General features: G+C 34.0%; 21 protein-coding genes and 1 pseudogene. 14 read left to right on the forward strand and 8 right to left on the reverse strand.

The genetic code is table 11. From position 1 onward, the window contains the following. Positions 1-8: 8 nt before the first annotated feature. Together ABE34_RS04015 and ABE34_RS04020 are read left to right on the forward strand one after the other, a co-directional pair. A complete protein-coding gene (locus tag ABE34_RS04015) occupies positions 9-704 on the forward strand; it encodes an ABC transporter ATP-binding protein (protein ID WP_197140633.1) in 696 nt (231 codons plus the stop codon). Positions 705-715: 11 nt separating this feature from the next. Then, the gene (locus tag ABE34_RS04020) at positions 716-1,426 is read left to right on the forward strand and encodes an ABC transporter permease (protein WP_197140635.1); all 711 of its coding nucleotides are present in this window, start codon (positions 716-718) and stop codon (positions 1,424-1,426) included. Positions 1,427-1,626: 200 nt separating this feature from the next. Here ABE34_RS04020 and ABE34_RS04025 read toward each other — a convergent pair whose 3' ends face one another. Continuing rightward, positions 1,627-2,826 carry an alpha/beta hydrolase gene (locus tag ABE34_RS04025; protein ID WP_197140636.1) on the reverse strand — a complete coding sequence of 400 codons (1,200 nt, stop codon included), beginning with the start codon at positions 2,824-2,826 and terminating at the stop codon, positions 1,627-1,629. A 380-nt stretch (positions 2,827-3,206) separates the two neighbouring features. Between ABE34_RS04025 and ABE34_RS25785 the strand changes: the two are divergent. Both ABE34_RS25785 and ABE34_RS04040 read left to right on the forward strand, forming a co-directional pair. Further along, a pseudogene (locus ABE34_RS25785) lies at positions 3,207-3,718 on the forward strand (VOC family protein). Next, positions 3,711-4,088: a VOC family protein gene (locus ABE34_RS04040; RefSeq protein WP_197140637.1), complete on the forward strand. Its 378-nt coding sequence runs from the start codon at positions 3,711-3,713 to the stop codon at positions 4,086-4,088. Before ABE34_RS25785 ends, ABE34_RS04040 begins: the two are co-directional and overlap by 8 nt. Positions 4,089-4,252: 164 nt before the next feature. Here the strand turns inward: ABE34_RS04040 and ABE34_RS04045 are convergent, their stop codons facing one another. From ABE34_RS04045 to ABE34_RS04055, 3 genes are all read right to left on the reverse strand, one after another. Further along, positions 4,253-4,624, reverse strand: a complete 372-nt coding sequence (locus ABE34_RS04045) for a cupin (RefSeq protein WP_197140638.1) — start codon at positions 4,622-4,624, stop codon at positions 4,253-4,255. A gap of 21 nt (positions 4,625-4,645) precedes the next feature. Further along, a complete protein-coding gene (locus ABE34_RS04050; RefSeq protein WP_197140639.1) occupies positions 4,646-5,560 on the reverse strand; it encodes a class I SAM-dependent methyltransferase in 915 nt (304 codons plus the stop codon). A gap of 148 nt (positions 5,561-5,708) precedes the next feature. After that, a complete protein-coding gene (locus tag ABE34_RS04055; RefSeq protein WP_197140640.1) occupies positions 5,709-6,395 on the reverse strand; it encodes a DUF421 domain-containing protein in 687 nt (228 codons plus the stop codon). Positions 6,396-6,651: 256 nt separating this feature from the next. On the opposite strand from ABE34_RS04055, the gene ABE34_RS04060 reads away from it, so the two are divergent. From ABE34_RS04060 to ABE34_RS04075, 4 genes are all read left to right on the forward strand, one after another. Next, positions 6,652-7,464: an aminoglycoside adenylyltransferase domain-containing protein gene (locus ABE34_RS04060; RefSeq protein ID WP_197140641.1), complete on the forward strand. Its 813-nt coding sequence runs from the start codon at positions 6,652-6,654 to the stop codon at positions 7,462-7,464. Between the two features lie 306 nt (positions 7,465-7,770). Continuing rightward, a complete protein-coding gene (locus ABE34_RS04065; RefSeq protein ID WP_197140643.1) occupies positions 7,771-8,328 on the forward strand; it encodes a cysteine hydrolase family protein in 558 nt (185 codons plus the stop codon). Positions 8,329-8,340: 12 nt separating this feature from the next. Next, a complete protein-coding gene (locus tag ABE34_RS04070) occupies positions 8,341-9,030 on the forward strand; it encodes a DUF1697 domain-containing protein (RefSeq protein WP_346655522.1) in 690 nt (229 codons plus the stop codon). Positions 9,031-9,442: 412 nt separating this feature from the next. Then, positions 9,443-10,186: an amidohydrolase family protein gene (locus tag ABE34_RS04075; RefSeq protein WP_197140645.1), complete on the forward strand. Its 744-nt coding sequence runs from the start codon at positions 9,443-9,445 to the stop codon at positions 10,184-10,186. 300 nt (positions 10,187-10,486) lie between these two features. On the opposite strand, the gene ABE34_RS04080 is transcribed toward ABE34_RS04075, so the two are convergent. Beyond that, positions 10,487-11,398, reverse strand: coding sequence for a DMT family transporter (locus ABE34_RS04080; protein WP_197140647.1), 912 nt, complete (start codon positions 11,396-11,398; stop codon positions 10,487-10,489). 129 nt (positions 11,399-11,527) lie between these two features. Between ABE34_RS04080 and ABE34_RS04085 the strand changes: the two genes are divergently transcribed. From ABE34_RS04085 to ABE34_RS04095, 3 genes are all read left to right on the forward strand, one after another. Further along, the gene (locus tag ABE34_RS04085; RefSeq protein ID WP_197140649.1) at positions 11,528-12,937 is read left to right on the forward strand and encodes a PLP-dependent aminotransferase family protein; all 1,410 of its coding nucleotides are present in this window, start codon (positions 11,528-11,530) and stop codon (positions 12,935-12,937) included. Between the two features lie 19 nt (positions 12,938-12,956). Then, positions 12,957-13,574 (forward strand): DUF3267 domain-containing protein, encoded by a 618-nt coding sequence (locus ABE34_RS04090; protein WP_197140651.1) that lies wholly within the window; start codon positions 12,957-12,959, stop codon positions 13,572-13,574. A gap of 80 nt (positions 13,575-13,654) precedes the next feature. Continuing rightward, entirely contained in the window at positions 13,655-14,017 is a 363-nt protein-coding gene (locus tag ABE34_RS04095) for a helix-turn-helix transcriptional regulator (RefSeq protein ID WP_346655524.1), read from the forward strand. A gap of 363 nt (positions 14,018-14,380) precedes the next feature. On the opposite strand, the gene ABE34_RS04100 is transcribed toward ABE34_RS04095, so the two are convergent. Continuing rightward, positions 14,381-14,839 carry a putative iron-sulfur cluster-binding metallochaperone gene (locus ABE34_RS04100; protein WP_197140655.1) on the reverse strand — a complete coding sequence of 153 codons (459 nt, stop codon included), beginning with the start codon at positions 14,837-14,839 and terminating at the stop codon, positions 14,381-14,383. Positions 14,840-15,178: 339 nt separating this feature from the next. After that, complete coding sequence (locus ABE34_RS04105) at positions 15,179-15,931, reverse strand: hypothetical protein (protein WP_197140657.1); 753 nt, start codon at positions 15,929-15,931, stop codon at positions 15,179-15,181. A 542-nt stretch (positions 15,932-16,473) separates the two neighbouring features. Here ABE34_RS04105 and ABE34_RS04110 point away from each other — a divergent pair. Then, positions 16,474-16,644, forward strand: coding sequence for a hypothetical protein (locus ABE34_RS04110; protein WP_197140659.1), 171 nt, complete (start codon positions 16,474-16,476; stop codon positions 16,642-16,644). Positions 16,645-16,674: 30 nt separating this feature from the next. On the opposite strand, the gene ABE34_RS04115 is transcribed toward ABE34_RS04110, so the two are convergent. Further along, the gene (locus ABE34_RS04115; protein ID WP_197140661.1) at positions 16,675-17,580 is read right to left on the reverse strand and encodes a DMT family transporter; all 906 of its coding nucleotides are present in this window, start codon (positions 17,578-17,580) and stop codon (positions 16,675-16,677) included. A 210-nt stretch (positions 17,581-17,790) separates the two neighbouring features. On the opposite strand from ABE34_RS04115, the gene ABE34_RS04120 reads away from it, so the two are divergent. Together ABE34_RS04120 and ABE34_RS04125 are read left to right on the forward strand one after the other, a co-directional pair. After that, entirely contained in the window at positions 17,791-18,276 is a 486-nt protein-coding gene (locus ABE34_RS04120; protein ID WP_197140663.1) for an Lrp/AsnC family transcriptional regulator, read from the forward strand. Positions 18,277-18,354: 78 nt separating this feature from the next. Continuing rightward, a complete protein-coding gene (locus ABE34_RS04125; RefSeq protein WP_197140665.1) occupies positions 18,355-18,924 on the forward strand; it encodes a histidine phosphatase family protein in 570 nt (189 codons plus the stop codon). The last annotated feature ends 72 nt before the right edge of the window (positions 18,925-18,996 follow it).

Below are 18,996 nucleotides of genomic sequence, written 5' to 3' on the forward strand. Positions count from 1 at the left end.
GAGAAAATATGAAAAAGTTAATTAGTGCTTGTCAATTAATGAAAAGTTACAAAACTAGATGTGTCGTTGATCATATAGATGTTGATATTAATGAGGGGGAGATAGTAGCTTTAGTGGGCACAAATGGTGCTGGTAAAACAACAACTATCGGTATGCTACTTGGCATTATTCCTCAGGACAGTGGAACAATTAAATACTGGACATCTGATTACAAAAAGGAAATAGGTACGCAGCTTCAAACAACACCTTTTTTCGAAGGCTATTCTGTCGAGGATAATCTGAAATTATTTGCTGCATTTTATGGGGTTTCGCTAACAAAAATGCTGATAGATGAAAAACTTGCAGCCTTTGATCTTTTGCAGGTGAAAAAAATGCCTGCTATTAAACTGTCATTAGGACAGCAAAAGCGCCTGGCAATTATCGTGACAACTTTGCATAATCCTAAACTTGTGATTTTGGATGAACCTTCTGCAGGATTAGATCCAAGAGGACAACGAGAAATTCAACAAATCATTAAACGTTTAAAAGATAGCGGGGTTGCCGTTTTATTTTCTTCTCATGATATGTTGGAGGTAATGAATGTAGCTGACAGAGTGCTGATGATGCATCATGGAAAAATAATTGCAAATGGTTCACCTGATAGTTTAATGGAGCACTACCAAACTCAAAATTTAGAAGAATTATTTTTTGAATTAACAATGTGAGGAGTGAGAAAATGAAGGCTGTTTTTGTATTAAATTTGAAATCGAGTATAAAAGATATGTATTTACTATTTTGGTCAATAGTAATGCCATTCGCTGCGATTATTGCGCTAAGGTTATTTGTACCGAACTATGCAGAAAATTATGTAGAAGGAATCATTGCCGTGAGTGTATTTTTTTATTCGTTTATGACCACTGCTTTTATAGCGTTATCGCAAAGAAAAAGAGGTGTCTATAATTTACTTCACGCTACACCTATGCCTTTATGGAAATATATCATTAGTATTTCGAGTTCGTGGGCAATAGTTGCCATTATTTTATCTTATATAGTGCTTTTATTTTCTATCGTTATCAATCATCTAGATGTATCTTTTAATATATTCTTATATATGACACCGATTATTTTAATAGCCTCATTAAGTTTTGTGTTTTTAAGCTTTTTTTTATCAAGTCTCGTGAAGAACGAGGGACATTTAAGTATGACTGCCAATGTACTGATGATACCAATGTTACTCTGTAGCAATGCATTTTTTACAATGGAAAAGGCACCAAACTTTATCCAATATATTAGTCTGGTAAATCCATTTGAATGGTTTTTAAATGGGATTAAAGCTGCATTTATAAATAACTATAGTACATGGGGAGAATCTTTACTCCTTCTAATAGGATACTTAACATTGACACTTATTATTTCATTAAAAACATTCAAGTATAGTGATCAATAATTGTTCAAAGCAAAGGATAGTTAAATGTAAAAGAAGGGATGACCAGAACTCGAGATGGAGTCTGGTCATTTTGTCGTTTGCTCCAATATGCACAACAACACGGTGGTGGAGTCCACTACAGGCAGGTTACTTCATTACGTTTTTTGCTTAACAAGGGTGCTCTTTTAAAAGTCAACTTTATCTACAATTTTTTCTGTATGTTATTTGTTATATTTCTGAAGGAATGTTTTGAGCTTCTCATACGTTATTTGGGTATTCAAACTACCTAGTACTCCATCATAAACATGTTCAGCTTTCGGAAGATAATAGATCTCATGAGGAACATGATTCATGGAAAGTTCCTTGCCTAATATTTTAGCTTGTTCTGTTGGGACAAGACTGTCACTCGTTCCTAAAAACATAATGGTAGGGGGTGTGTGCTCTCCAATATAATTGATAGGAGAAAGCTTTTCATAACGATCAGGAAATTGTGAAGGTGTGCCCCTTATATACTCTTTCATAACATTTTGCACATAGCCTGGACTCGGGTTATTCTCATAAAATTTTGTCATATCTGACGGTCCATAAAAGTTTATCACAGTATTAATAGGTACTGATGGTACATTGGTGGACGGTGGTAAAGTTGTGTTTCCCATACTATAAGCAGCGAGCATAGCTAGATTTCCACCTGCTGAATCACCCATTAAGTTTATTTTTTCAAGATCAATTTTGTAAGTATCCGCATGTTCTACTACCCATCCTATTGCCGATTTCACATCAGCTACCTCATCTTTCCATCCTGCTTGGGGTGGCATGCGATAGTCTATATCAAAAACAGTAAATCCTAATTCACTTAACCATTGATTCAAATAAGGGGCACTCGCTTTACTGCCCTCAACCCATCCGCCTCCATGTACCTTTATTACAGCTGGAGTACTTGTGCTTTTCGATTTTTTATTGGCGAGCCACATATCAAGCTTTAACTCAACGCCATCTGTAGTTTTTCCGAATACGATATCTTTTGTAAACTTTGATGATATTTCTGTTTTGTAAAAAAAGTGAGAGTAAAGTGAAACTTGAACATTTTCTTTTTTAGCGTAGTTCTTCATTTCTATAATTGGCTCCACATTTAGAAATACATGTATTATAAATAGCGGAATCAACATGAATTGAGCGATTTTAGCTTTTTTCCATAAAGCAAGTATTAATAGCGCAATGATAAAAAATGTTAAAATTAATAAAAACCATGGCGTGTACAATGCAAGCGATCCAAGGAAACCAATTACACTAAGAATATTAGTTGTATGAAAAATGGCATACGTTATCATGACGGTAAGAAGTGTTAGTACTACTGAAATGCCTGTTAATAGCCACTGCAAAAAACCTTTAGGGCGCCATAAGGTTATTTTTTTATGTTCCATATTTCAAAATTCCTCCATAAAGAATATATTTTATCTCCGACAGCACACTTCATTCTATGAATCAAATACACTTAAAGTGCCTGATTACAATTCTCTTTCTATATAATATATAGAATCAATTTTTAAATTGTAAAGTTAATCTACAGAAGAGGGAATACTCATTCGAGTCCATGTATGGGGAGAATCTTTACTGTTTTTATTGGATTTCCTAACTTTGACACCTATCTTTCATCATGACCAGAACTCGAAATTGAGTCTGGCCGTTGTAGACTGTAAACCAAACTTAGCATTTTGTGAGGACAAAATTGTAACATGGCTTAAAAGGGATATAAAGAAAGGGCGTAGAATAATTTACTTGTGGCATTGGAGAGGGTGAGTAGATGTGTGAAAAGTTAATTAGAATAGGAACTACATATATTCCAGTCAGCAATGTAGAACGGTCATGTGAATGGTATGTATGCAAATTGGGTGCAGAACGCTGTTACCAGGATAGTGATAAGGCGATTGTTAATTTTGCCAATCAAAGTTTTTTTCTTGTGAAATCCATGAACAATCAAAGCTCAAATTTCATTGATGGCTATGGGGAAGAACATTTCTCGATAACCTAAAAGGTTTAACTTCTTTCAGCAGGTGTCCGAACACCCGCTGAAAGAAGTTAAAGCCTCCGGCGGATGTCACGGAATTGGAAAGGAGTTTTTTGAGCAAGCCCAAAGCCAATTCCGGACGCAATTATGCCGAGGCATAATTGATTGATAAAGGAATTAAAGTTGAAAATAGGGGCCATGCGGGAAAAAATTTTGTTTTTTATGATGTAGACGGAAATAAGTTTGATGTGTGGAGTGAGCTGAGCCCTATTTTTAAAGAAAACTACAAGGAGGGAAAATATGAGTAAACCTATATTAAAGGGAGTAGAAGCAATATTTATTCCAATTAAGAACCCCGAACTATCTGCAAAATGGTATGAGGAGAAACTAGGATTTTCACTTTTATACTTAGAGAAAGGCGCTGCAGTAATGAAAATTGATGCAGAATCTCAAACTGTTGTTTGTTTAGTGAAAGCAAAAAATCATATACCACTAAATTTTCCAGATAATTATTTTGGGGTCGGGAAGTTCTTTAATTTTATTACGCATGACATTGAAGAAACGTATCGATCCTTAGTTGAAAAGAATGTTAAAGTTAATGAGATAGATGGAGAGGGTGAGACGAAATTTTTTACCTTTTATGACCCAGACGGAAACCCGCTGGGAGTTTGTCAATAAACTATAGAAAAACACTATTAACTGAATAGTAAATTTATAGAGGGTCACCTATAATAATAAGTGACCCTTAGTAACAAAGCTTGGGAGGTGTAAGACTAAACCATCTTACATTACTAAAATATGATAAGATGTTATTCTTGCATAGTTAATTGCCTGAGAAATATTCAGAAAATATCGACAACTTTCTTTGTAGGCATAAACGCAGCGGGATTTAAGTGTTCAGATTCTATCACGATGCCAGTTAATCCTTTATCCGATTTTGTTTCATGCCATTCGTCCTTCTCCCAAAAAATTGCGTCACCAGAGTAGACTTGAAAATATTGCTCTTGTTCATTTCTTACAAATCCTTCTCCATCTATAATTAAAAGAAGCTGGGGAACTACTGCTTGATGATAGCCAATAACACCGTTTTCTTCTAAATACATACATCCGATACTAGCTGATGATTCAGTGTTAATAATTCGAGACATAATAAAATTTGACTTAAATTCTGTTATATTTTTGCCGTTTTCTTTAGATAATTGAAAAATTTTCATTTGACTCCTCCAAACTTCAATTTACTTTTTCACAGCATGAATGTAGTGAATTGTTTCAAAGGCTGTTAAATAATCTTCTCGATTGTCAAAATAAAGGTCATTGATTGTATTTGGAGATAAATGCTCATAAATTAGTAAGCCTGAGTTTTCTAACATTTTTTCCATTTCTTTATAAGTAAAACATGATTTCATTGGTTCACCACTAGCTGCAGCCATTTTCACCATATTATCTACTCGATTTGAAATTCCTTTTTCAGAAAATAATTTTTCATCTGCATAATCGAATACGATGGAACTTCCAGACGGTACATTGGCAAACAAATGATTAAGTAAGCTTGCCGTTTCCTCTTTCGTTAAATAATAGGAAACACCTAGTAGACTAAAGAACGTTTTTTTATAATCAAAGCCGTTATCCATTAGAAGTTGATAGGAAAACTTTTTTGTGAAATCCATCGAAATGTAATGTACATTACTTGAAAGCGTTATTTCAACTTCAGTTAATCTTTTCTTTTTAAACTCCTGGGTTGCAGGGTGATCAATTTCAAAGATTTTTAAAGTGTTTTCAAATTCAGGGTGTCTTAAGCTAAATGTGTCTAATCCTGCTCCGAGTATGACATATTGCTGTAAACCTAACATGACTTCATTGTGCACAACTTTTTCGCAATATGCTGCACGTGCCAAGGGTGTAGGGGAGAGTTGAGTTTGCACAATCCATTTTAATAGTTCTTCAGTTTGTCCATATAGTTTTTCTGCGATTTCTTTGTTAAAAAACTGGATGCCTTGAATCATGTTTGTTTGAATGTCATGGAGCTCTTTTTGTGTGATTAACTCTTTTGCTAGATAGTCATCAAAAATTTTAGGGGTATCGAATTGACTATGATAAGCTCTACTAAAAGCTGAGATTAATGAAGTTAAACTGGATTCACCTTTGTTCATGCAAATACACTCCTTCAAAAAAAATAGGATTCCCCCTGGCCAGGAGAATCCTATTGTACAAATAAATATAATAAAAGTAAATTATTGCATAAAAAAATTTTTTTGTCAAGTGTTAGGTGCTTGGAAGCAACTGAATAGGAGAAACTTCTTAATCAATTTTTTGGATAAATAAGTTGCCGTCTGGTTGAATTTCTGCATATAAAACTTCTTGGATTGTTTTAACATTTGCCTTTTTTAATTCGTTATCTAGCCATTCTCTACTTTTTCCAACTTCCAGTAAATTTCGTGGCAATAGCTTCCCATCTGTGATGATTTCAATAGGGATAAAAGCTGGAGCTGAAGGATAGATATTTAAATCAGTCTTTTGGGTGCTTTGAAATTCAGGCTTTTTCAAAATACTAAGCATGCCATTTGGTTCTAAAATAGCGTAGTCAATTTCTGTAATCGAGAAAACTTGATACTGTCTAATCATCATCGTAAGGTCATCAAGATTAATTTTAGTGTTGGCTAGAGCTTCTTTATCTATTTTCCCTTTTTTAATGAAAATTGTCGGTTGTCCGTCAAGTATTGTTCTTGCTTTTCCGGATTTTAGAGCGATGTAACTAATTAAAGTAGTAAGCGCACACCAAACAATTAAGCTTATTAAAAATTTTATGAATACAATGGTTTTTAAAATTACCATATTGGCAGCAATAGAACCGATTGTAATACCAGTTACGTAGTTAAAGAAGGTTAGGTGACTTAGTTGTTTTTTACCTAAAAATCTCGTAAGTGTCAGAAGAGCAAAAAAGGTAATAACCGTTTGAACAACTACTTGTAAATAGCCAGTGTACAAATTCCCCCACTCCTTATCTAATCCCTAGAATACCCAATGCATTTTTAAAAGATACTCCATATTATCTCTTATTCATAACGTAGGGTTGATCCGCTGCAAACAGCATGCTTTTTTATTGACGTCCAATCGGTGCGAAGATCAAACGAGCATAAGTTTGAATAAATTTCATCTCTGATAATCACTATATTATCAATAATTGTAAATAAGGTATTCGTTTTGGTAATATAAGTATTATTTGTTGAAAAGGAGAGTTTTTATGGATTCTAGAATTTCTATTCCGGTTCAAACAGTTATAAATGACTATTTAACCTTATTTCAAAATAAAATACCGAATATAATTGAAGGGTTTTATTTACACGGTTCAATTGCGCTTAACGCTTACATAAACGGGTCTAGTGATATCGATTTTATTACAGTTGTAAACAAAACCTTAACAGAAGAAGATGCGAAAGTAATATCCGACCTTCACAAAGAATTAAATCGAAAATATAAGGAAATAGGGATGGATGGAAGTTATCTACTATTTGGGGATGTAGGAAAGAAACAGAGTGAGGTAAAAGGCTGTCTAAAGGTAAATGAAGGCAAAACAAATTGGGGTAAGGATGATATTAACCCAATCACTTGGTGGGTTTTAAAAAATAAAGGGATTACCGTTTTAGGGCCGGATATAGCAACCTATAACTTCAGTGTAGAAGAAAGAGTGCTGGCTAATTATGTTTTGCAAAACATGAACAGTTATTGGTCGAATAGATTGAAAACGATGGAAAAATATAAATCTATGGTATTTGTGATACCAAATAAGTTAGTTGATGAAGAAGTAGAATGGTCTATTACTGGGATGTTACGACAGCTTTACACATTAACAGAAAATGATATTGTTTCAAAAGTAGATGCTTGTAAATTCGCAATACATCATTTACCTGAAGAGTTTCATAAAATTATTAACGAAGCCATCAGTATTCGAGAAGGTTCAAATATACGTTATTATAATTCGAAAAAACAACGCATTGATGATACGGTTCAATGTATGACATACATACTTAATCATTGTAATAATATCAAGGTATAGTGAGATGTGGCATCATGATTAAAGTTGGAGGATGACATTTGTTAAAACTAATTAGAGTGGAGAACGACGCCCTCAGGAAAGCGCACAGTAAGAACAAACAGACGTTTTGGTGATGAGCATGAAAAGTTCCATTTTATCAGCTATTACCTTTTTGGAATAAATGGTAAAATGAATTAGTCTTAAATGACAAATTCATTTAGGGGGTAGATAGTATGGATAAAAATTATGTTAGCGTGATAAGTAAAAAGGGGAAACCGTCTAACTAATAATTATTAGCGTTTTCTCAGATTGAAAGGGGAAAATTATTTGAATCAGGCTTTACTTATTATTGATGCTCAGCAAGAATTATTGGATGGTAATGAGGAAGAAAAGGCTGTTTTTAATAAAGAACAACTTATTAGGAATATTAATTTAGTCATTGATAAAGCAAGGAAGACAAATGTACCAGTTGCATTTGTAAGAGATCTTGATGTAGCGGAAGGTAAAGGAAAAGGATTCGAAATTCATAATGGCATTACTGTTCCTCAAGAAGCAAAGATTTTCGATAAAAAAGCAACGAATTGTTTCCATGGAACTGAACTTCTAAATCATTTGCAATCACAAGAAATTACACATGTTGTTGTGATGGGCTGTTCGACGCAACACTGTATAGATAGTGCAGTAAGAACGGCGACTATTAGTGGTTTTGATGTCACGTTAGTTGGTGATGGGCATTCAACAGCCGACAGTGATGTTTTAAGTGCGGAACATATTATAAAGCATCATAATCATACACTGCATGGTCATTACAATGTAGAACACTTTTCTGTTGTTAGAAATTCAGAAGAAGACTTGTTTCAACCTACACATGATTCTTATCGATAAGAAAAAATCTATATGGACACTCATATTATGGGTGTCTATTATTTTTTCTTGAAAGTATTAGTGATTCTAGGAGGTAAACATTTAAAGCAAGAAAAGGCTAAATCAAATGTAACTAGAAAGGCGGATAGCATGACCATATATATTGCATTACTTAGAGGAATTAATGTAGGCGGGCATAATAAAATAATCATGGTAGAATTAAGAAATTCTCTTGAGCAATTAGGATTACATAATGTGAAGACGTATATCCAAAGTGGAAACATCCTTTTTGAATCAGACGAAACGGAGGAGCTTTTGCAAACGAAGATTCATGATAAAATTAAAGAGGATTTTGGGGTATCTAGCGTTGTTGTCATTAGAACAGCAGAGGAAATACAGCAAATTATTAGTCAAACTCCTTTTTCAGATGAGGAAATTTCAGAAGCGGACAAATTATGTAAAGGGGAGTGTTTGCATGTTGCTTTGCTGCCGACAGCTCCTTCGAAAGTCAATAGTGATAAGTTTTTATCCTATGCAAACGAAAGAGAACGCAGTGTCATAAATGGAAGGGATGTGTATCTATTATTTTATGACAGCGTTCGAAATTCCAAACTAGGCAATAATCTAAAAAAGCTTGAGATTCCAGCAACTGTCCGTAATTGGAAAACGCTCATGAAGCTATCAAGTATGGTCGAAGAAGTCAAACATATGAAGAGTGAATAAGAATTAAAGCTCTATATATAAGCTAATAAGATGATTTTCCTAGCAACAAATAATTTCGATTTGGGTGCTTAGCGTTGACTATATAGCATAAATCGAAAAATATCACAGTTTGTTTAGACATAAATAGAATAATATGGTAAACTAGTAATGTCATGGTTAACAAATGAACACGCATAAAGAAAGCTAGGTATTCACAATTTTTTTGTGGGCCTAGCTTTTTTGTTTAGATGAATACATCTGGCAGCAATGCGCTAAGGTATTTTTTGTAAGGACTATTATTTTTGCTTAAGACAATGTTGGAGGGATTCTTGCAAGAATTTTTATGATAAGAAAAAATTATGGGTATGTATGAAAAAACATAAATTTATTTTATGTTCTTTGTTTGATAATATATAAGAAAGGGGGCGGTAAGATGGAAATTTTTGATGCACACTTTCATATTATTGATTTTGATTTTCCGATTACTGAAAATCAAGGGTATGTACCACCTAGTTATGTTGTAGAAGATTACCAAAAAGAAACAGCGACTTATCCCATTGTAGGTGGGGCGATTGTATCTGGTTCTTTTCAAGGTTTTGATCAAGCCTATTTAGTGAATGCTTTAGAGAAAATGGGATCTGCATTTTGTGGTGTTACACAGCTTCCATTTTCGGTGACAGATGATGAAATTATTGATTTACATAATAAAGGAGTACGCGCACTCCGATTCAATGTGAAGCGCGGCGGCTCCGAAGATTTATCGAAGCTCGATTACTTTGCGCGACGTGTTTATGATTTAGCTGGCTGGCATAGTGAATTATATATTGACGCAAAAAATTTGCCTGAAATTGTACCAACGATTGAAAAATTACCGGCGATTTCAATTGATCATTTAGGACTCTCTGAGGAAGGCTTACCTCATTTATTGCGACTCGTAGAAAAAGGTGTACGAGTAAAGGCGACAGGTTTTGGTCGTGTAGAGCTCAATGTAGAACATGCGTTGAAATCTATTTTTGCTGTCAATCCCGAAGCGTTAATGTTCGGTACAGACTTACCGTCCACACGAGCAAAAAGACCTTTTGCTTATGCAGATATTGAACTGATTCAAGAGTTGTTTGATTCCATGTCAGCAGAAAAAATTCTTTATCAAAACGCGATGGATTTTTATTTCAAGTGAGTATTCTTAGAAAGCGAAAGAAATCGCTAATTGCCTTTCACAATTGTGGAGGGTTTTTATTATGTGCACTGAGATCAATTGAGATGGACAACTAAATGTCTAATGATTCTCGAAGTTTCTGATAGTTAAATAAAGTAAAAAGGTGTATTAATGCAATATGTTCGAACGAAAAAGTATTATCTACAAAAGTAGAAATTGTTACGTAAAAAGATTAAAAAAGGACAACAGGTAAAGAACTATACTAATTCCTGTTGTCAACAGTCTGTAAAGAGTAATGAAGCAATTATTCAATCGAGACAGTTAATTTAAACTCTGAGCATTGTTATTTTCTTTTAAAATATCTTCTTTCTTTATGTTTGCAATAAATACACCTACTAAAGTAATCAAGCCGCCTGTTATGGCCGAAAAATGTGGAACCTCACCAAGCCAAATCCAAGCGATAAGAAATGCGAAAACAGAAGTTAAATAAAGTGTACCCGTTGCTTCAGCTGCTCCTGTTCGTGATGTAACATAGGCTAGCATAAAATAAGGAATGATTGTTGGAAAAATGCCAAGATACAAAGTGACGAATGTTGCATTTAATGGTGCATCCAAAATGGCTTCACCTAGGCCAGGCGAGAATAGTAACATAAAAATAGTACCTGACCAAATTGCGTACATCGTGAAGGGAAGAGCCCCGTATTTTTCAAGATAACGACGTTGAAAAACAAAGTATATACTTTCCGAAAGGGATGCTACTAAAACTAGGATCATCCCAGTATTAAAAGCAAAGTCTTCAGTTGAACCTCCCACAGAAATAAATGCTACACCGCAAAAACCAACAAGTGAACCAAGCCATCCCCATGAACCAAGCTTCTCACGATAAAAGAATACAGCTAACAAAGCGGTGATTATAGGGGTTGTTGAAACAAGTAAACTTGCAACGCCAGCACTAATCGTTTGTTCCCCATAATTAAGTGCTACTTGATATACAGTGAATCCTAAAAATCCAAGCAATAAAATAATTGGGATATCTTTTCGCGCAGGTAAAGGCGTTTTAGTAATAACGGCTATGATGATTAATATGAATGAGCCGACTAATAAGCGTAAGAGTGATATATGTTCAGGTGAATATGCCGTCAATGCCACTCGTATTCCTGGAAAAGCCGATGCCCATAAAAGGATTGTAATGAATTGAGCAGAAATTATTTTTAAATCTAATGTTTTTAACATGAATACACCTCGTTTTACTTTTTCATCCAACCAATTAAATTCATGTTTTCAATATTAATAGGATTTTGGTAAAATTTCTCCAACAGGTTAAAATGAAAAAAACCAACCAGTTCAAAAGAGGGCGTGCATATGAAAAAGCCAAAATACCAATTGATTATTGAATTTATAAAAGAGAAAATTGCTAAGGGAGAGTGGGCGATCGGCAGTCCTATACCAAGTCAACGTAATCTAGCAAACTTGTTTGAGGTTAACCGTAGTACAGTCATAACAGCATTAGAGGAACTAATGGCAGAAGGGCTCATTGAAGGTAAAGCAGGGAAGGAAACTGTCGTCACCAATAATACTTGGACTTTGATGGGGGCAAAATCCTCTACGAACTGGAATGAGAATGTCACTTTAGGCATTCATAAACCTAGTGTTTCTATGGTGCAGGAAATTAACGAAGCGGAATCGAATGCGAATCTTATTCAGTTGAGTAAAGGGGAATTATCACCAGAGATGTTCCCTTTAGAAGAGATGAAAGCCGTTGTTCAAAAGGTTTCGAATGAATTGACCACTTTTGGCTATGAAGAGCCGAAAGGAAATATAAAATTACGCCAAGCCATTAGTGATTATTTAAAAGTAAGAGGAATCGAAGCATCTCCGTCGTCCATTCTTGTCGTTTCTGGTGCGCTCCAAGCTTTACATCTAATTTCAATTGGACTTCTGAAAAGAGGTTCATCGGTATTGTTAGAAATGCCATCTTACCTTTACTCATTAACTGTTTTTGAGTCTGCTGGAATGGCGTTGCAAGGATTAACGATGGACAGTGAGGGGATTATTATAGATTCCATTTATCCGACTAATGAAAAAGGCAAGAATATTTTATATACGATTCCAACCTTCCACAATCCTACAGGCGCATTAATGCAAGAAGAGAGACGACAAAAATTAATGGCATACTGTGAAAGAGAGCAACTGCCAGTTATAGAAGATGATGTGTACCGTGATTTATGGATTGATAATCCACCACCTAAGCCATTAAAAGCAATGGACCATTATGGAAACGTGTTGTATGTTGGGAGTTTATCGAAAACGTTAAGTCCAGGATTGCGAATTGGTTGGATAGTTGGCTCGGAGTCAGTCATTAATCGATTAGCAGATTTAAAAATGCAATCTGATTACGGATCAAGTACTCTTTCCCAGCTCGTGGCAGCAGAGTGGCTTTCAAGTAATCTATATGATGATCACCTTGATAAGGTAAGAGAACAACTTAAAATTCGTAGAAAAGTGGCTTTAGATGCACTGGACAAATACTTGAGTCCATACGCTACGTGGGACATCCCAAAAGGTGGATTGTTCATATGGGTTAACATAAAGCCTGAATTTAAAGTGAAAAGGCTATTTGAGAAAGCATTATCCTGCAATATCCTTCTTAATCCGGGTAGTATTTATGCTGAAAAGTCAGGGTTGTTTATACGAATCTCCTATGGGTATGCTTCACTAGATGAACTTAAAGTGGGCATATACCAATTAAGTGAAATTGTTAAACATCAATAGATTGTAATGGAGGGGTTAGATGAAAATACTAAATAAATTGCCGAAAAGTAACCCAAATTTACATGTAAAATTAATTAAAAACGGCTGGATATCAATGAAAGAGCCTGAAAATTTACTAAGTGCTATTTGGTTATCGATCCCTTTAATGATAATCACTTCAATGATCTCTATCGGAGTGATAAAAACCTTTTCTAGTATTTCATTAAGCGATTTCGGATTTACACCTGATGGATTATCTATAACAATTAACTTAAATGTTATTTTATGGATAGCTTTACTATTGATTATTCACGAATTACTGCATTTGATATTCATTCCTAATTTTATAAAGTCAGAAAAAACTTCTGTAGGGTTTACTCTGTTCGGGGCTTTTGTCATTACGGAAGAAGAGATTTCAAAATCAAGATATATCTTCATTACGGTTGCGCCTTTTATCATACTTTCAATATTGTTGCCACTAATTTTAAGTGTATTTGGTCTATTAACAACGACATTAAAGTATTTGGTCATACTAAACGCAATGGGATCGTCAGTTGATTTACTAAATCTTCTTCTCATAATGAAACAGGTACCGAAAAACGCAACATTAACATGTAATGGGCCAAATACTTATTGGAAAAAAGATCAGACTGGGTAAATAATAGAATAATACTGTAATAGAAAACATAAGAAAGAGGGGCAATGAAATCAACCCGAATGTTTAGTATTTAAAATTTAATAGTTCATCACGAGAAAATCACGGCACAACAATTGGCAGAAAAACTTGAAGTGTCGAAACGAACTATTTACCGGGATATTGAATCGCTAAATTTAGCGGGAATACCTATAGTAAGTTATCCCGGACAAGGTAGAGGCTTGGGGATATTAGCTAACTACAAAATTGATAAAAAGTTTTTCTCAATTGATGAATTACAAACTATTCTAATTGGCCATGACGCACTAAATAGTATAAATACAGAAAACAATATTAATCATCTTATGACAAAAATTGTGGAAAAAGATGAGCAAACGATTCTTGAAAACGCCGATATTGTCCTCGACTTATCATCATGGTTTTCAGACAACAGTTTTCAAGATTAAAGAATACACTTTAGAAAAGCAGTTAAAGCACAACTATTAATGGCAATTGACTATCAATCAAAGTCTGGCTATTTAAAGAAGGTTCCTTAATTCAGGAGGAAGCGGACAAACAATTGAAAGACCTTGGACTATCACGGCCAATCCATAATGAAAAAGGGATGAAACTAAAAAAGAGGCAACAAAATAAATTGAAAAAGCAAAAAAACAAATGGAGGAATTGGGAGTAGATTTCCCTATAGAAAAGTTTAGTCAATTGGTAGATTAAACTGTTGCGTAGGGAGGATAAATTAGCGCTAACTAATTTTACGATGAATAAAGAGGTCCTAAAAACCCTGTTTTACCAGGATTTTAGGATTACTTTTTTTAGGCAAGACCTTTCATATATTTCGTAACATTCCCTAAGCAACAACTACCTTGAGGATTGTTTACTTCGCAGCCACAACGGTTTTTTTTTATATTTGTTCGAATGTGCTCTAATGGATTAGGCGTCAGTTCATTTTCAACATATTGTTTTATTTTGTCTTTAGTCCAATCAAAACAATAACAAACCGGTGTACTTAATGTGTCATCCTTTTGATGTACAGTTACCTTTATATCAGAAATAGTGTACTCCTTATTACTCGTATCAAAATAAACGACATCACAATCTTTAGTAGAACAAAAATAGTGATTTTCCATAGCATTTATTGATTCTAATGCAGATGGTTTCATCATTGATTTAATTGTTATTAGTTTTATATTTTTAGCATTAATTTTACAAGAGGGACAAACAATAGTGTTTTCATTAATATTGTTTTTAGGGCTACTACAACACTTTCCCATCTTCGTTTCACCTCATACATTTTATTTTCAATTGCTTAAGTTTCAATAGCAGGATATTGGTTAAAACGCTTAATATTTAAAGTATAAACCATTTGCGAAGGTAAAGAGGTAAAGGAACTGCTTCATTATCAACAAGACAATGAACACGAAAAAAGACCAAGGGCATTTTCTGCAAAATCAAAAAAGACTATCCGTAACTGTGTTCATAGGCCTTAGCAAAAAAACATTTGGACGTACCGCACACAAAACAACCTCAAAATGCTGTACTATCAACATTTTGAGGTTGTGTGTGCTCAAATTAGCATTTAGGAAACGTTTAGTAGATTATAAATAATCTTCTCAATTATTATTAGCATTCGCTTCCTTTACAATTTGCTTTAAGTATCCTTTTGGAATAGATTTAGTCATTAATATATTCTTCGTAACTGATTGTCCATCAATCATTGTAATTTCAAGTAAAAGTTTATCCTTGGAACTAAGTTTATATGGTTCGTGGATAAGAATATCTACGGAACTTCCTTTTGTAAGGGTTAGTGGAAAAACAACTTCCTCATTATTCTGATCGAATGATATCGTTGCTACACTATTATAATGACCGATTGAATCAATCGTTTCATCTTTAGAGGATGTATACTTATAGCGAAGCATATCATCAATCTTTATTACGTCTACTGTCTCACCTGCCATTAGTAGAGCAAGTGTTGTTTCAATTGGAGAATAGTTTGCAAATGAAAGTTCAACTGGTAATGTACGCCCTTCAAATGAAAGAAAGTTGGAGAGTTGTTCGTTTGTTAGTTCAACTACATCTTCTCGTAGCTCATAGCCATTTTGTACTGCTAATACTTTTGTGAAATTAGTTTTCCCATCCCAATTACCACTGTTTCGCGAAGGATAAAATCCTTTTGTATTATGTGCAATTTCCATTAAATATGTATCGTTATTTTGTTCAACTATGTATGAAACGGCTAATGTTTTACTTACTCCGTCAAGTTGAACGGACATCACAATAGGCTCTTCAACGTGTGCTTTCGGGCAAAACCGATATACACCAATTGCGGCTATCAATACTAAAATAATTATGGATTTCTTCATAGTTATAATACCCCCATCAATATAACAATTCAATAGTATACTATTTTACCATAATTACGGTGGGAATGATTTACAGGTTGTTGTATAGGAAGAATTTTTACTCTAACGTTGTAAATCCACATTTTTATGACGCTACCCCTTATAAAATAAAAGTATATAGGGTTGAACAATTACGTTCCAAGAAATGGAGATAACGCTAGCTATACTATTGAAGAAAACTGTTATATAGGACTTATTTTTTGTTTACATAGCATAGCTGTAAAATCCCAACGATTAAAGTAGATTATATGGTTATAGTTAGATAGGTTCAGGAAAGGGATTTCTCCCTATAATATGTTATAATTAAGAGGTAACTAGATAGAGGTTTCAAGGCGGTTGGTAATCAATTTTTCACCTATTTTCTTCGAGTGATTGAAGGGAAAGGAGTTGATGCCAATGACGATTTGTGAAGCAATGACCCTGACTATTAATTTTACAATCTTTCTAGTGTCAGTAATTGCTTTACAATCTTCTTATAAAAAAAAACTAAAAGGTGATAAATTTTGTTAGGATTTGAATGGTTCCCTAAAAGATGGGGGAAAAGAAAAGTTTCGGAACGTTTTCTTCAAGCAAAATTTACTGAAAAAGGTAAGGGGATTACGATTACTACATATGCAGTAGATTTATATGTACTATCTATTCCTTTAGAAGTGAAAAAATATAATTCACTGTAATTTATGAGTGTCAACAAATTTTGTTGGCATTTATTTATTTGAAAGGCACTTATTCAAATAGGTTGTGTTTGATTTAAAATGTGAAAATAAATAACTTCCTAAAATAACAATTAATCCTCCAATCCCTTGAGTCCAAGAGATGCTTTCTCCTAAAAATAAAAACGCTAAAAGTGCCGTGAAAATCGGATTGAAATTAAGGAAAACACCGGATGTTGTAGCCCCTAATTTTTGAATACCGATGCTCCAAAGTACCATACAAACAACAGTGGAGATAAGTCCTGTATATAAAAGCGAAAGAATAAATGAATGATTAACATTGATAATGGTAAAATCCTTGACGTTAAACGGCAATAATACAAGAAGTCCGAATATTCCTGAATACAAAGTAGACATTAGAGGCGAAGTCGTTTTTAAGGCCCATTTATTACAAACGGAATAAATTCCCCATACACATACTGCTGCAATCATCCATAAATCACCCAAATTAAAATGAAAAGACAATAAAAAATCGATATTCCCCTTTGAAAGTACGAGAAAAACACCAAACAACGAAAATAGCATTGAAAGTGCTTGAAGTTTATTCATTTTTTCTTTTAGAAAAACAAATGAAAAAAACGCAATAGAAATTGTATTTAATGTTGAAATGAGACCTACATTCGTCGAAGTAGTTCTTTCTAATGCTAAAAATTGAAAGATATTGAACAATACCACACCTGTAATGCCCATTAAAAATAAAGGGAGAAGGGCAGCTCGAGAGGGAAGCAGTTTTTTCTCTTTCCACCATACCATTGGAAGAAGGGCCACTATGGCAATGATCCACCTTAAGCTCGTCAGTGTTAACGGAGAGGCATGGTCAACAAGAGATTTGGCCACTACAAAATTGCCACCCCAAAGTAAACTAGTTAAAAGCATTAATAAAACATAGACATTCTTCAAATCATTATCTCTCCTTTGATTGTCTTATGTACAATCAAGTTACTTTTAATAAAAGAATCATAACACTTTTGCGATTTTGACAGTATAATATTTTGTGAGGTTTATGAAAATTAAAATAAAGGAAAGTAAAATGAAGTTTTGCAGAATAAAATTAATATTAGCTGTCGGATATGGCTATAATTCCGAATAAATAAAAGGAGAGAAAATTGCATGAGAGATCTTGAAAGAAAATTACTAGATCGTATTGATACTCAAATACTAGATATTTTGCAGAGAGAGGTTCAGATAAGTAATGCAGAGATAGCAAGACGGGTGAATTTGTCTCCGCCGGCAACCCACACAAGAATAAAACGTTTAGAAAGTGAAGGATTTATTGACAAACAAGTTGCCATTTTAAATCCTGAGAAACTTGGATTCGATTTACTGTGCTATGTTTTCATGAGTACCAATATTCACCAAGCTAAGGAATTAGAAGATTTGGAAAATACCTTAAAAACAATGACCGAAATATTAGAATGTCATTGTTTAACAGGAGAATATGATTATCTTTTAAAGGTCATTGTTAGAGATCGAAAAGAATTAGATAGCTTTATTAGAAAACTAAATAGGATGGGCATATCCCGTATTCAAACTAACTTATCATTAAGAGAAATTAAATATTCTACAGTATTACCGATATCAGAAGATAAACAGTAGAAGTTTTTTAGAGCAATATGGGATTTTTAGCTTCGCTCCAAAAATGGTTTAGGTCAAAACGCAATTTTAGGAGGCATTATGAAAACATTTATATATATGGTGCGACATGGAGATTCACCAAAAGACGGAAATGAGAGAACGAGAGAATTGACTGAAAAGGGTAGGTTAGACGCTCAGCGAATAACTGATATTTTACAAAAAGAAGGCATTGATACTGTTATTTCAAGCCCGTATAGTCGTTCAATCCAAACTGTTCAGGAAGTAGCTAATCAAATAGAAAAAGAGGTAATTATATTTGAAGATCTAAAAGAGCAACTATTTATTGCAGGAGATAAGCGAATCGCTGACGAGGAATTATTCCCTTTTTTACAAAAGTCATTTTCTGACCCAACCTATGCTTTAGAGGGAGGCGAGTCAAATGCTGACTGCCAGAAACGTGCTATAGAAGTGTTAGAAGAAATAGTAAACACATATCAAGGTCAGAAAGTAGTAATTGGCACACATGGGGCTGTAATGACTTTAATGATGGGGTTTTATGATAGTAGATATGATTTGAATTTTTTATTACAAACAACGAAGCCTGACATATATAGAATGGAATTCAATGGGCAAGAATTGGTCGATGTCAAAAGGTTATGGGGAATTTAGGGAGAGGTTTTTGAAGTATTTCACCTTATAAAGTTAGGAAATCAGTAGGTGTAGCTTTGGTATTAGAGATAA

It is taken from the genome of Lysinibacillus sphaericus (genome assembly GCF_015844675.1).
Classification (GTDB): Bacteria; Bacillota; Bacilli; order Bacillales_A; family Planococcaceae; genus Lysinibacillus; species Lysinibacillus sphaericus_E.